We start from the raw sequence: 12,888 nt of genomic DNA, 5'->3' as shown, positions 1-12,888 counted from the left end.
GTGAGAATAGAGGAGTGCCGCACACTCCGACAACCCGTCGCGCGCCGGATCGAGGTCGCAGCCTGCTCGGCCCGGCCCTGGAGCTGGTCCACACCGGCCGCGCCCCCACCCGCTCCGCCCTCACCGCCGCCCTGGAGGTCACCCGGGCCACGGCCGGTGCCGTCGCGGGCGAACTGGCCGCGCTCGGCCTGGTGACGGTCGATCAGCACCCGATCGGCAGCACCCGGGGTCGCCCCTCGCACCGGCTCGGCCTGACACCCGAGGGCCCGGTGGTGCTGGCCGCCCAACTGCACGCCGACGGCTTCTCGGTGGCGCTGGCCGGGCTCGGCGGGTCGCTGGGTGAGCCGGTCGCGCACCCGCTGCCCGCCCGTACCGATCCGGTCAGCCTGTTCGGCGCGATCGCCGACGCCGGCGCCGGGCTGATCCGCGCCGACCGCCGCCGCTGCCTGGGTGCCGCCCTCGCGCTGCCCAATCCCGTCCGCCTGCCGCAGGGCACCGCCCCCGCCGCGCTCACCTTCGGCTGGCCCGGCGACACCCCGGCCGCCGCACTCTTCGCGGACGCCATGGCCGCCCAGGACCTGGGCCCCCGGACCCGCCGCCCGCTGCCCACCGCCGTCGCCAACGACGCCAACCTGGTCGCGCTCGCCGAACACCGCCACGGCGCCGGGCGCGACGCCCGCCACCTGCTGCTGGTCACCTCCGGTCACCGGGGCGTGGGCGGCGCGCTGGTGGTGGACGGCCGTCTGCACACCGGTAGCGCCGGACTCGCCCTGGAGGTCGGCCATCTGACGGTGGATCCGCTGGGCCGCCCCTGCCCGTGCGGCAACCGCGGCTGCCTGAACGTGGAGACCGACCCGGCGGCGCTGCTCGCCGCCGCCGGCCGGGCGAGCGACCCGGCCGGCCAACTGCTTGACCCAGCCGGTCAACTGCTCGACCCAGCCGGTCAACTGCTTGACCAGGCCCGCGAACTGGCCCGGTCGGCCGGGCGGGACCCGGTGGCCCGGGCGGCGGTGGACCAGGTGGTCGACCGGCTCGGGCTGGGCCTCGCGGGCCTGGCCAACATCCTCAACCCCGACCGGATCGTGCTCGGCGGCCTGCACCGCGACCTGCTCGCCGCCGCCCCCGAGCGGCTGCCGGAGGCGGTGATCCGGCACAGCCTCTGGGGCCGCTGCGACCAGGTGCCGATCGTCGCGTCCGCCCTGGCACACGGCGGGCTGGTGGGAGCGGCCGAGCTGGCCTGGGAGCCGTACCTGGCGAACCCGCAGCTGGTCGCGGGGTAGGGCCCTTGCGAACGCCATGACGCCCAGTCAGACCCCGTCACCAGAAGGGCGTCCGGGTCAGCGTGACGCCGCACCGCACCGCCTGGCGCCGCTGGCGCGGCCCCTACGGCCCCTGGGCCCACGGCGGCCCGCAGTCCCCGCCGCCGGCGGTGCTCGGCGAGCGTTACGCGCGCGGTGAGATCGACGAGGACGAGTACCGGGCACGGAAGGCGACGCTGACGGAGGACGACGGCTCGGGGGGCGCCCGGTGGCCGCACTGGTGATCGCGCCTGTCGAAGCCCTCGGCAGCTCCCGAGGGCTTCGATAAGCGGAACCTGCACCTCTCGAAACGATTACTTTCCGTTACAATCGACTCCATGGAAACCCTGGATGTCGACCGCTCCGACGCCGCCTACCGCGCCTGGCTGAAGGAGGCGGTGCGCCGTGTGCAGGCCGACGCCAACCGCTCGGCCGACACGCACCTGCTGCGCTTCCCGCTTCCCACCGACTGGGGCATCGACCTCTACCTGAAGGACGAGTCGACGCACCCCACCGGGAGCCTCAAGCACCGGTTGGCCCGGTCGCTCTTCCTGTACGGGCTGTGCAACGGGTGGATCCGGCCCGGCAAGCCGGTGATCGAGGCGTCCAGTGGCTCCACGGCCGTCTCCGAGGCGTACTTCGCCAAGCTGATCGGCGTCCCGTTCATCGCCGTGATGGCCAGGACCACCAGCCAGGCGAAGATCGACCTGATCGAGTTCCACGGCGGCAGCTGCCACCTGGTGGACGATCCCTGCGAGGTCTACGAGACCTCCAGCCGGCTCGCGGCCGAGACCGGCGGGCACTACATGGACCAGTTCACGTACGCGGAGCGGGCCACCGACTGGCGGGGCAACAACAACATCGCGGAGTCGATCTTCGCCCAGCTGCGGCTGGAGCCGCACCCGGAGCCGGCCTGGGTGGTGGCCACGGCCGGCACCGGCGGCACCTCGGCGACCATCGCCCGGTATGTGCACTACCAGCAGTTCGACACCCGGATCTGTGTGGCCGACCCGGAGAACTCGTGCTTCTTCGACGGCTGGGTCAACCACGACCCGGACGCCACCAGCGAGCGCGGTTCGCGGATCGAGGGGATCGGGCGGCAGCGGATGGAGCCGAGCTTCGTGCCCGGTGCGGTCGACCGGATGATGAAGGTCCCGGACGCCGCGTCGATCGCGGCGATCCGGCTGCTGGAGCGGGTGCTCGGCAAGCGGGCGGGGGCCTCCACCGGCACCGGGCTGTGGGGCGCGCTCAAGATCGTCGCCGAGATGCGGGCGCGCGGGGAGCACGGCAGCGTGGTCACCCTGATCTGCGACCCGGGCGACCGGTACCTCGACAAGTACTACGCCGACTCCTGGCTCGCCGACCAGGGCCTGGACATCGCTCCGTACGAGCGGGCGCTGGCGGCGCTGCTGGCCGGGACGGCACCTGCCCTCGGCTGAGAGCCGGAGAGCCGGAGAGCCGGAGAGCCTGCGCCCTCAGCCGCCTGCGCCCTCAGCCGAGCCGGCCGGCCCCGGACGGCGCCAGCACCAGCTCGCGCACGTGCTCCCGGGCGGCCTCGCCGGCCTCGGCCGACAGCGCCGCGTCGGTGACCCAGGTGTCCACCTCGGCCAGCTCGGCGAAGGTCGACAGGCCGACCACGCCCCACTTGGTGTGGTCGGCCACCACCACGACCCGGCGCGCGGAGGCCACGAAGTTCCGGTTGGTCTCGGCCTCGGCCAGGTTCGGGGTGGAGAGCCCGGCCTCGGGGGAGAGGCCGTGGGTGCCGAGGAAGAGCAGGTCGAAGTGGAGCGAGCGGATCGCCCGGTCCGCCACCGGGCCGACCAGCGAGTCCGAGGGGGTGCGCACCCCGCCGGTCAGCACCACGGTGGTGCCGGTGCCCTCGCCCTGGCGCTGGGCCCGCTCGAAGACGTCCGCGACCCGCACCGAGTTGGTCACCACGGTCAGCGGCCCGATCGCCACCAGGTGCTGGGCCAGCGCGAAGGTGGTCGTCCCGCCGGAGAGCGCGATCGCGCTGCCCGGCGTCACCAGTGCGGCGGCGGATCGGGCGATCTCCTCCTTGGCCGACAGTTCGAGCGTCGACTTCGCCTCGAAGCCCGGCTCGTGGGTGCGGGCCTCCTCGACCGGCACCGCGCCGCCGTGCACCTTCTCGATCGCGCCGACCTTGGCGAGCGCGTCCAGGTCCCGGCGGATCGTCATGTCCGACACGTTCAGCCGCCGGGTCAGTTCGTTGACCCGCACTCCACCGCGCCGTCGTACTTCGTCCAGGATCAGCGCCCGGCGCTGCTCGGCGAGCAGGTTGCTGTTGTCGGCCACGTACGCCGCCCCGCCTTTCGGTGTTCCGTCCTTATAGTCATCCTGCCACGTCATCTCACCCGCGTGGCAGCGGGAGGTCGGCGGGAACCAGGAGTTGGAGGTCCTCGGTGGACGGGTCGGCCAGCTGCGCCACCCGCATCGCGTGGCGCTCGATCATCGTTTCGAAGACCTGCCGGGCGGTGCGGCCGTTGCCGAAACTCGGGCCCCGGTGCAGGGTGGCGAAGTGGCCGAGCAGCGCCTGCTCGGTGGCCTCGGCCAGGTGGTACTCGTGTTCCACGGCCTGGGTGCGGGCGATCTCCAGCAACTCGGCGTCGGTGTAGTCGGGGAACGCGATGGTGCGTGAGAAGCGGGACGAGACACCGGGGTTGGAGCTGAGGAAGCGCTCCATCTCGGCGGTGTACCCGGCCACGATCACCACCACCTCGTCGCGGTGATCCTCCATCAGCTTCACCAGGGTGTCGATCGCCTCCCGGCCGAAGTCCCGGGCACCGTCCTCGGGAGCCAGGGTGTAGGCCTCGTCGATGAACAGCACCCCGCCCCTGGCCTGGTCGAAGGCGGCCTGGGTGCGGATCGCGGTGGAGCCGATGTGCTCGCCGACCAGGTCCACCCGGGCCACCTCCACCAGGTGGCCGCGCTGCAGCACCCCGAGTGAGGCGAGGATCTCGCCGTAGAGCCGGGCCACCGTGGTCTTGCCGGTACCGGGGGAGCCGGTGAAGACCAGGTGGCGGCGGAGCGAGGGCGCCTTCAGCCCGGCCTGCCGACGCCGGCGGCCGACCGAGATCAGGTCGATCAGGGTGCGCACCTCCTGTTTCACCGTGGCCAGCCCGATCAGCGCGTCAAGCTCGCCCAGCGCCTCGTCGGCCGGGCGGCAGTCCGGGATCGGCGTGATCTGTGGCGGCGCGACCAGCGCGGGGCCCGAGGTCAGCTGCGCGCTGCGCGGGCCCGGCACGCTCTCTGCCAGGGCGGGGGCTGCGGCCAGCGCGGTGGACCTGGCGGGCGCGGTGGTCGCGGCCGGCACGTCGTCCGAGGTGCAGGCCTCCACCACCGGGCCCGGTTCGGCGAACTCGAAGCCGGCCCGGGCGTTCTGCTCGGCCCGGCAGCGGGTCAGCACGGTGCGGCAGCCGTCGATCACGTGGAAGCCGAAGCCCTTGCCCTGCACCGCGCGGCAGTCCTCGAAACTGCCCCTGCCCTGCGCCGAGACGTACACCGCCGCCTCCGTGCTGCCGCGCACCACGCAGTCGCGCAGCACCGGGTCGGCGCCCTTGGTGACGATCACCCCGGTGGCCACGTCCGAGATCTCACAGTCCGTCAGCAGCCCGCCGCTGCCGTGGTCGCGGAACCAGAGCCCGGTGCCCGCCGCCCGCACCCTGCAGCGCTCCAGCGCCACGTTCGCGCCGGAGCTGACCGAGACGGCCGAGCTGCGGATCTCGCTGAACGAGGTGTCGGTGACATCGGCCCGGGAGTCCCGGTCCAGGACGAAGAGCGCGTCCGGCAGGTTCTGCAGCGTGCAGTCGGCCAGCGCCAGCCGGGCGCCGTCGCTGACCCAGATCGCGGGGTAGTCGCCGGTGCTGTCCTCGATCACGCAGCTGGTGGCGGTGGCCCTGGTGCCCGCGTCCCAGACCGAGAGCGCACCGCGCCCGAAGGCCCGCACGGTGCTGCGCTCCAGCGTCAGGGTGGCCCGGTCGCGCAGGTCGGCGGCGTTCTCCGGCAGTTCGTGCAGCCGGCAGTCGACCAGGTGCAGCGCGGCCTCGGTGTCCAGGGTCAGGCCGTTGCCGGTGACCCGGTGCACCGAGCAGTCGGTCAGCCGGCCGACCGCCTTCGCCTCGGCCTGCACCCCGCTGCCCTTGATCTCGTACAGCTCGCAGCCGGTCAGCTCGGCCAGGCTGCCGGGGTCGGCGAGCAGCACGCCCGCGCCCACCGCGTGGTGCAGCCGGCAGCGGTTCAGCCGGGCGGTGGCGCCTTCCAGCACCGCCAGGCCCGCCTGCCCTGCCTCGGTGACCTCGCACTCGTCGATCTGCGCGGTGGCGGCGCCGCGCAGCCGCAGGCCCAGGCCGGACGGATTGCTGACGGTGCATCCGATGAGCTGCGCCCGGGCCTGTTCGGCCACCTCGACACCGACCGCCGAGTGGGTGTCCACCCGGCAGCCGATCAGGGTGGCGTCCGCCTCGGGGCCGGCGATCCGGACGGCCGCCGCCGAGCTGTTGAAGCCCTCGATCACCAGGTCGCGCACGGTGGCGGCGGCGGTGACGGTGAGCGGCACACCCGCTGGCGGGTCGATCCGCACCGTGCCGGGGCCCTCGGCGGGCAGCACCGTGACCGCCTTGTCGAGCAGCACGTTCTCGCGGAACACGCCGGGGCGCACCGTGACGGTGTCACCCGGCTCGGCAGCGGCCAGCGCCTCCGCCAGCGTCTGGTACTCCCCGGCGCGCCGCCGCCAGCGCGAGCCGCTGTCCTGCGTGACCCGGACCCTGTGCTCACTCATGACGGTGCCCACTCATGACGCTGCGTCGTCCCGCCTTCCGCGCTCGTGCCGTGCGCTCACCGTAGCGTGCTTACCTGGGCCTTCCGCTGCTAAGCGGCTGGGAGCCGCTCGCCCCGGGCCAGCACGGTGACCTGGTCGCCCACCCGCACCGTGCCCAGCGCGGGCCCGGTCACCTGGTCGGGGCGCTCGGGAATCAGGTTGACGCCGAAGACCGCCTTCTTGTCGAAGCGCCGGTGCTTGGTCAGGGTGCGCAGCGGCTCCTGGCCCATCCGCTCGCCGCTCTCCTGGTCGGTGGTGGTCACGATGCAGCGCCCGCAGAGCTTGACCGCGCGGAAGGTCAGCTCGCCGACCCTGACCCGGTGCCAGCCCTCTTCCTCCCAGGGCCCGGTGCCGTCGACCACCAGGTTGGGGCGGAACCGCTCGATGGGTACGGCGGGCCGCTCGGACGCGGCCAGGTACTCGTTCAGCGCCGCCAGCGAGGCGGTCGTGGTGACCAGCAGCGGGAAGCCGTCGGCCAGGCTGACGGTCTCGCCGGGCGCGCTGAAGGCGGGCGCGATGTGCCGGGCCAGCGGATCCTCCAGGTGCAGCAGCCGGATCTCGCCCAGCTGGTGCGGGCCCAGGCGCTCGGCGAACCAGAGCTGGGCCTTGGGATCGGCCTCGACGGCGGCGAACCTGGTGCCGAACACGTCGCCCTCGGTGCGGATGGCGCCGTCCCGCACCCGGGGCGCGGGTATCCGCAGCGCGTCGCCCTCGGGGGAGGTGACCAACAGGGCGTCGTCGTCCGCGAGTTCGATCCGGTACCGGGCGAGCTCGGGGAGGTCGCGTTGGGTGACGGCCAGGCCGCTGGGGCGGGCGAGCATCCAGCGCCGGTCGCCGCGCAGCCCCCAGGGCTCCACGGTGGCATGCGTGAGGTCCTGCCGGTACATCGATTTGACGGGGTATCGGTGCAGGCCGGTGAGGAGTGGCATGGACCCATCCTGCCAGCTCGCGCGGGCGCTCCCGACCCGCCGCCGAACGGCTGCCGACGGACCCCTGACCCCGGACCGCTGCCGACGGACCTCGAACGTCGGACCCTGGGCGTCGGACCCCGGACCCCGGACCCCGGGCGTCGGACTGCGGACGTCGGACGTCGGCAGAAGACGCGCGGGCCGCCCGGCCCACCGCGCTGCGGTGTTCCGGGCGGCCCGTGAATGACGTCCCCCTGTGGTGTTGCTCGGTCAGCCGACCGGCTGTCGCTCGGTCAGAAGGCCTGCCCCTGGTAGGGCTGGCCCGGCTGCGGAGCCTGGCCGAACTGCTGCTGGCCCACCGGCTGCTGGCCGAAGGACTGCTGGCCGAACTGCGGCTGCCCGAACTGCTGCTGGCCGCCCGGCTGCTGCTGGCCGGCATAGCCCTGCGGCGGCTGCGGGGCCGGGGCCTGCTGGCCGGCGAACTGCTGGCCGGGCTGCTGGAAGAACTGCTGCGGCGGCATCGGCCGCACCGGGGCCACCGGCGCGGGTCCCATCGGCCCGGTCGGCCGGAAGGCACCCGGCTGCTGGTCCCAGGGCTGCGGCGCGGGCGGCTGCTGGTAGCCCTGCTGCATCGGGGCACCGGGCATCCGGGGGCCGGGCACGTACGGCTGGCCGCCGTAGCCGGGGCCGGGCTGCGAGCTCTGGTAGCCGGGGCTGCTGGGGCCGGGGCCGAGCGCCAGCCGGGCCGGCGGCAGCGCCGGGAGCAGGCTGGTCGACTCCATGGCCGAGCCGCCGTAGCCGCCCGCGACGCTGGGCGCGGGTGGGAGTGCGGCCGGCACGTTGATCGGCGCGATCTGGGGGACTCCGCGCTCTGCGACCAAGCTGTCGTAGATGGGCGTGCCCGACGAGAAGGACGGAGGGTAGTAGCCGACTCCGTCGTAGGAGCGGGGCGAGGTCATGGGGCATACCGTAAGCCCAGAATGCGCCCCTGAGGAGACTGGGAGGGGTGGCAGTTCGAGTGTTTACGCAGTCTTCGCTCGACTAAACCTGGCGAACTGTCAGAGAACGGACATTTTGCTGGTGTTTTTCGGTCAAACTCGGTCATGAGAAACTGGTGTGAGCCCCCGCGCCGGGGGGCTCACACCGGCGCACGCCGCCACGCCGCCGAGTCGGCCGATGGCTGTCTGATCAGCTACGCTGCATCGCCTGGGCAGGGAAACCCGGCTGCGCGGCCACCTCGGCGGTGCAGAACGCGCAGCGCGAGGCCGCGGCCGGAATCCGGCTCAGGCACTGCGGGCAGTCCACCTTGGCCGGCTCCGCCGCCTTGGGCTTCTCCAGTCGCGACTGCAGGCGGCTCACCGGCACCACCACCACGAAGTAGATCACCGCGCTCACCAGCACAAAGCTGATCAGCGCGTTCAGGAACCCGCCGTACGGGAAGGTCGTCCGGGCGACCGTGAAGGTCTCCTTGCTGAAGTCGCCCACCGCGCCCGTGGCCACGCCCATCAGCGGCGTCAGGAACGCCGTGACGAAGCCGGTGACCACGGCGGTGAAAGCCGCGCCGATGACGATACCGACGGCCAGGTCGACGACGTTTCCGCGCAGCAGGAAGCTGCGAAAGCCCTTGAACACGGCTCTGACTCCAGGGGATCACGCGGGGCGATGGCCCGGCCCGCTTTCGGGACATCATCCTGACCGGCCCCGCCCGCCGGGGTCCACTCACGTTCACCCGCTATGCCCAATGCCGGTACGGAAGTTGACGATCGATCAGATCATCCGCATACGCACCCGCCGGGGCCCGCCAGGGCTCTCCGGAGGAGCGGGGCACCGCCGAAAGCGCGCCCGAGTGATGGCGGGTGCCGTCACGCTGTTGACCGTCGGCCGGCGCCGGTCGCCCACCCGTCGCGGGTGGCCGAGCGGATGCCCGCCGGACATCTGTCGCCCCGCCCTGGTCGGGCGCATACTGAGCCGCACGGCGCGGCCCGTCCGACCGGACCTACGGGGGCCCGGTGCGGCGGCGCGCCGTCGGAGGGGATGGGCGAGTCTCGATGCCTGATGTGATCATCGGTGTGGTGGTGCTCGGGCTGTTGCTCCTGGCCACCAGCGTCCGGGTGGTGCAGCAGTACGAGCGGGGCGTGGTGTTCCGGCTCGGGCGGGTGCGCGGCAAGGTGCGCGAGCCCGGCTTGACCCTGCTGGTGCCGCTTGCCGACCGGATGCGCAAGGTCAACGTCCAGGTGATCACCATGCCGGTGCCCGCCCAGGAGGGGATCACCAAGGACAACGTCACGGTCCGGGTGGACGCGGTGCTGTACTTCCGGGTGGTCGAGCCGGTGCGCGCCACGGTGGACGTGCAGAACTACTCCTTCGCGATGCTGCAGGTCGCGCAGACCTCGCTGCGGTCGATCATCGGCAAGAGCGAGCTGGACGACCTGCTCTCCGGGCGCGAGCAGCTGCACCGCGGCCTGGAGTTGATGCTGGAGAGCCCGTCGGTCGGCTGGGGCGTGCACATCGACCGGGTGGAGATCAAGGATGTCGCGCTGCCCGACTCGATGAAGCGCTCGATGGCCCGGCAGGCCGAGGCCGACCGCGAGCGGCGGGCCCGGATCATCACCGCCGACGGCGAGTTCCAGGCTGCCGCCAAGCTGGCCGAGGCGGCGCACAAGATGTCCGAGACGCCGGCCGCGATGCAGCTGCGCCTGCTGCAGACCGTGGTGGAGGTGGCCGCGGAGAAGAACTCCACTCTGGTGCTGCCGTTCCCGGTCGAGCTGCTGCGGTTCTTCGAGAGCGCGGCGGGCCGGGCGGCCGGGGCACCGACGCCGACACCGGCCGGCGAGGCGGCGACCGATGCCGCGCCGGCTGTCCCGGCCGGCCCCGCCGAGCTGGACGGCGCTGCGGCCGCCGCGGCCATCGAGGCCCGTCCGGATCAGCCCGCTACGCTCGAACGGGCGAAGTTGGGCGAGGCAACTGGCTTGTAGCGCACGCGAACTGACACGGTGACGGGCATGAAGCCCGTCACCCGTGCAGCCGTTCTGCTGCTCTCCGTCGCCGGCACCCTCGGTGCCACCGTGCCCGCCAGCAACGCCGTTTCGGCGGACACCTCGTATGTGAGCCTGCAACACCCGCAACCCGTGCGTGAGACGGCCAAGCGCGAGGTGGTCGAGGTCTTCTGGTACGGCTGCGTGCACTCCCAGCTGCTGGAGCAGCCGTTGGAGCAGTGGGCCGCCCGCCAGCCCTCCGACGTGGTGCTGCGCCGGCTGCCCGCCGTCTGGCCCGGCGAGTCCGACCAGACGGTGGAGCGCGGGCATGCCCGCCTCTACTACACGCTGGACCGGCTCGGCCAGGTGGACCGGCTGCAGCTCGCCGTCTTCCACGCGGTGCGCGACGAGAACCGCGACCTGACCACCGAGGACGCCGCGGCCGACTGGGCGGCGAGCCAGGGGGTGGACCGCAAGAGCTTCACCACCGCGTACGAGTCGGACCAGGTCCGCCAGGAGGTCGCGCAGGCGCCGGACGACCTGAAGCGCTACGAGATCACCGAGTTGCCCAGCGCGGTGGTCCAGGGGCAGTACCTCACCTCGCCGACCCGGGCCGGCGGGGTGGACGCGGTGCCCCAGGTGATCGACCAGTTGCTGGAGCGGGTGCGCACGAAGCACTAGCACGAAGCACAACCAGCGCGGAGCAGTTGTCACGAAGCAGCTGTCACGAAGCGCTGGAAGGCCCGGATCAGTAGGTCCGCCCCTTCCAGGCCGCGCCCCGGCCCCGGTAGTGCTGCACAGCGGAGTCCACCGTCATCAGCAGGTAGAGCAGCGCGGTGAACGGCAGCAGCAGCGCCGCCGGGGTGGGCCGGTCGTAGTAGCGGGTCATCGGCAGGTAGGTCGCGGTCATCAGCGCCCAGGCGGCGGCCGCCACGGCGAGCAGGGGCCAGGCGCCGGTGGCCAGCCCCACGGCGGTCGCCACCGGTGGCAGCAGGTAGATCAGTGCCAGCCCCAGCACGGTGCCGAGCAGCAGCACCGGGGAGTGCCGCAGCTGCGCGTAGGCGCTGCGCGAGACCATCCGCCACAGCGGCCCCAGCCCGGGGTACGGGCGCACGCTGCGGACGGCCAGTTCGTCGGGCCGCTCGGCCAGGCCCAGCCAGGTCCGCCCGCCGGCCCGCTTGACGGCGCGCGCCAGTGAGACGTCGTCGATCACCGCGCCACGGATCGCGGCCACCCCGCCCGCCCGCTCCAGCGCCTCCCGGCGGACCAGCGAGCAGCCGCCGGCGGCCGCGGCCGTCCGGCCGCCGGGGCGGTTGCTCCAGCGGAACGGGTAGAGCTGGGCGAAGAAGTAGACGAAGGCCGGCACGATCAGCCGCTCCCAGCCGGTCTCGGTACGCAGCCGGGCCATCTGCGAGACCAGGTCCAGGCGCTGCGACCGGGCGCCGGCCACCAGCGCGGCCAGGGTCTGCGGACCGTGCGCGATGTCGGCGTCGGTGAGCAGCAGCAGTTCCACCTCGCCGGCCAGCTCGACTCCGTGGCGCACCGCCCAGAGCTTCCCGGTCCAGCCCTCGGGCAGTGGCGGCGGGGTGGTGACGGTCAGCGGCAGGCCGCCCGGGATCTCGGCGGCCAGCGCGTGGGCCACCTGCGCCGTGCCGTCGGAGCTGTGGTCGTCCACCAGGATCACCCGCGCCCGTCCCGGGTACTTCTGACCCAGCAGCCCCGGCAGGCTCAGCGGCAGCACCGCCGCCTCGTCCCGGGCCGGTACCACGATCGCGACCTCGGGCCAGTGGGCCGGATCGGGGCGGTCCGGAGGCAGTCGCACGTCCGTGCGCCAGAAGAGGCCCTGACCGCAGGCCAGCCAGAGCCAGCAGGCCAGCGACAGGCCGGCCAACGCGGTCACTGCGGTCACTGCGGCCATCCGGTCACTCCCGCCACTTCGATCACTCCCGCCATCTCGGCCACTCGGTTCACCCACGGCAGCGGCCTCACCGTCGCAGTCTGCCGCAGCGGTACCGCCTCGATGGTCAGCATGGCCGGATCGGCTAGGGTCATATGTCGTGAAGATCGCACTGATTGACTCCGGAATCGGCCTGATCGCGGCGGCGGCTGTCCTGCGGACCCTGCGTCCGGATGCCGATCTGGTGCTCTCCAGCGACCCGGAGAGCATGCCCTGGGGCCCGCGCACCCCCGCCGACCTCACCGAACACGCGCTGGCCTGCGCCCGCGCCGCCGCCGTGCTGCGGCCGGACGTGCTGGTGGTCGCCTGCAACACCGCGTCGGTGCACGCGCTGGCCACGCTGCGCACCGAGTTGGAACCGGAGCTGCCGGTGATCGGCACCGTCCCCGCGATCAAGCCGGCCGCGCGGGCCGGCGGCAGGGTCGCGATCTGGGCCACCCCGGCGACCACCGGCAGCGCGTACCAGCGCGGGCTGATCGCGGAGTTCGGCGGCGAGGCGGAGATCACCGAGGTGGGCTGCCCCGGTCTGGCCGACGCCGTGGAGCACGCCGACGAGCAGGCCCTGAGCGCGGCGATCGCCGCCGCCGCCGCGCTCACCCCGCCCGGGACGACGGACATCGTGCTCGGCTGCACGCACTACGAGCTGGTCGCCGACCCGATCCGGGCCGCCGTCGCCGCCGTCGCCCACCCTGACCTCGTCCTGCACGGCTCCGCCGAAGCGGTCGCCGCCCAGGCGCTGCGCCGGCTGTCCGCCGAGACGCTGGCCCGCACCGGCGGCGGCACCCTGACCGTGCTGCACGCCGGCCAGGTCACCCCGCTGCCCCCGGTGGCCGCCCGCTACCCGCAGGGGCGCGCGCTGCAGCCGGACGCGCGGCCGGATGGTGAGCTGATCGGCGTCCGGTAGCGGACCGAGTCG

Annotated in this window: 13 protein-coding genes; 6 read left to right on the top strand and 7 right to left on the bottom strand. The window is 73.4% G+C overall.

Features of this window, described 5'->3' with window-relative positions:
• Positions 1-14 precede the first annotated feature (14 nt).
• The 3 genes from OG403_RS05415 to OG403_RS05405 all read left to right on the top strand — a co-directional run bounded on the left by OG403_RS05415 (position 15) and on the right by OG403_RS05405 (position 2,737).
• Positions 15-1,280 carry an ROK family protein gene (locus tag OG403_RS05415; protein ID WP_329561867.1) on the top strand — a complete coding sequence of 422 codons (1,266 nt, stop codon included), beginning with the start codon at positions 15-17 and terminating at the stop codon, positions 1,278-1,280.
• Positions 1,281-1,342: 62 nt separating this feature from the next.
• Positions 1,343-1,543, top strand: a complete 201-nt coding sequence (locus OG403_RS05410; protein ID WP_329561866.1) for an SHOCT domain-containing protein — start codon at positions 1,343-1,345, stop codon at positions 1,541-1,543.
• Between the two features lie 93 nt (positions 1,544-1,636).
• Positions 1,637-2,737 (top strand): PLP-dependent cysteine synthase family protein, encoded by a 1,101-nt coding sequence (locus OG403_RS05405; protein ID WP_329561864.1) that lies wholly within the window; start codon positions 1,637-1,639, stop codon positions 2,735-2,737.
• A gap of 52 nt (positions 2,738-2,789) precedes the next feature.
• On the opposite strand, the gene OG403_RS05400 is transcribed toward OG403_RS05405, so the two are convergent.
• From OG403_RS05400 to mscL, 5 genes are all read right to left on the bottom strand, one after another.
• Complete coding sequence (locus tag OG403_RS05400; protein ID WP_329561863.1) at positions 2,790-3,611, bottom strand: DeoR/GlpR family DNA-binding transcription regulator; 822 nt, start codon at positions 3,609-3,611, stop codon at positions 2,790-2,792.
• A gap of 55 nt (positions 3,612-3,666) precedes the next feature.
• Positions 3,667-6,093 (bottom strand): right-handed parallel beta-helix repeat-containing protein, encoded by a 2,427-nt coding sequence (locus OG403_RS05395; RefSeq protein ID WP_329561862.1) that lies wholly within the window; start codon positions 6,091-6,093, stop codon positions 3,667-3,669.
• An 89-nt stretch (positions 6,094-6,182) separates the two neighbouring features.
• A complete protein-coding gene (locus OG403_RS05390) occupies positions 6,183-7,061 on the bottom strand; it encodes an MOSC domain-containing protein (RefSeq protein ID WP_329561860.1) in 879 nt (292 codons plus the stop codon).
• A 272-nt stretch (positions 7,062-7,333) separates the two neighbouring features.
• Complete coding sequence (locus tag OG403_RS05385) at positions 7,334-7,999, bottom strand: DUF6643 family protein (protein WP_329561859.1); 666 nt, start codon at positions 7,997-7,999, stop codon at positions 7,334-7,336.
• A gap of 229 nt (positions 8,000-8,228) precedes the next feature.
• Complete coding sequence (gene mscL / locus OG403_RS05380; RefSeq protein ID WP_329561858.1) at positions 8,229-8,672, bottom strand: large conductance mechanosensitive channel protein MscL; 444 nt, start codon at positions 8,670-8,672, stop codon at positions 8,229-8,231.
• 416 nt (positions 8,673-9,088) lie between these two features.
• On the opposite strand from mscL, the gene OG403_RS05375 reads away from it, so the two are divergent.
• Positions 9,089-10,015, top strand: coding sequence for a slipin family protein (locus OG403_RS05375; RefSeq protein ID WP_329561857.1), 927 nt, complete (start codon positions 9,089-9,091; stop codon positions 10,013-10,015).
• Between the two features lie 27 nt (positions 10,016-10,042).
• Complete coding sequence (locus tag OG403_RS05370; protein ID WP_329561856.1) at positions 10,043-10,696, top strand: thiol:disulfide interchange protein DsbA/DsbL; 654 nt, start codon at positions 10,043-10,045, stop codon at positions 10,694-10,696.
• Positions 10,697-10,763: 67 nt separating this feature from the next.
• On the opposite strand, the gene OG403_RS05365 is transcribed toward OG403_RS05370, so the two are convergent.
• Both OG403_RS05365 and OG403_RS05360 read right to left on the bottom strand, forming a co-directional pair.
• Positions 10,764-11,933, bottom strand: a complete 1,170-nt coding sequence (locus OG403_RS05365) for a glycosyltransferase (RefSeq protein ID WP_329561855.1) — start codon at positions 11,931-11,933, stop codon at positions 10,764-10,766.
• Positions 11,921-12,046 (bottom strand): hypothetical protein, encoded by a 126-nt coding sequence (locus OG403_RS05360; protein WP_329561853.1) that lies wholly within the window; start codon positions 12,044-12,046, stop codon positions 11,921-11,923. Before OG403_RS05360 ends, OG403_RS05365 begins: the two co-directional genes overlap by 13 nt.
• A gap of 26 nt (positions 12,047-12,072) precedes the next feature.
• Here OG403_RS05360 and OG403_RS05355 point away from each other — a divergent pair, with 26 nt between their 5' ends.
• Positions 12,073-12,876: a glutamate racemase gene (locus tag OG403_RS05355; RefSeq protein WP_329561851.1), complete on the top strand. Its 804-nt coding sequence runs from the start codon at positions 12,073-12,075 to the stop codon at positions 12,874-12,876.
• Positions 12,877-12,888 lie beyond the last annotated feature (12 nt).

The sequence above is a fragment of the Kitasatospora sp. NBC_01266 genome (genome assembly GCF_036242395.1).
Classification (GTDB): domain Bacteria; phylum Actinomycetota; class Actinomycetes; order Streptomycetales; family Streptomycetaceae; genus Kitasatospora.
This window is presented reverse-complemented; position numbering and strand designations above follow the sequence as displayed.

Excerpts from the sequence above, each read along its gene's own strand:
- OG403_RS05405 (WP_329561864.1), top strand. The coding sequence starts at position 1,637 with ATGGAAACCCTGGATGTCGACCGCTCCGACGCCGCCTACCGCGCCTGG.
- OG403_RS05395 (WP_329561862.1), bottom strand. The coding sequence starts at position 6,093 with ATGAGTGAGCACAGGGTCCGGGTCACGCAGGACAGCGGCTCGCGCTGG.
- OG403_RS05390 (WP_329561860.1), bottom strand. The coding sequence starts at position 7,061 with ATGCCACTCCTCACCGGCCTGCACCGATACCCCGTCAAATCGATGTAC.
- OG403_RS05385 (WP_329561859.1), bottom strand. The coding sequence starts at position 7,999 with ATGACCTCGCCCCGCTCCTACGACGGAGTCGGCTACTACCCTCCGTCC.
- OG403_RS05375 (WP_329561857.1), top strand. The coding sequence starts at position 9,089 with ATGCCTGATGTGATCATCGGTGTGGTGGTGCTCGGGCTGTTGCTCCTG.
- OG403_RS05370 (WP_329561856.1), top strand. The coding sequence starts at position 10,043 with ATGAAGCCCGTCACCCGTGCAGCCGTTCTGCTGCTCTCCGTCGCCGGC.
- OG403_RS05365 (WP_329561855.1), bottom strand. The coding sequence starts at position 11,933 with ATGGCCGCAGTGACCGCAGTGACCGCGTTGGCCGGCCTGTCGCTGGCC.
- OG403_RS05360 (WP_329561853.1), bottom strand. The coding sequence starts at position 12,046 with ATGCTGACCATCGAGGCGGTACCGCTGCGGCAGACTGCGACGGTGAGG.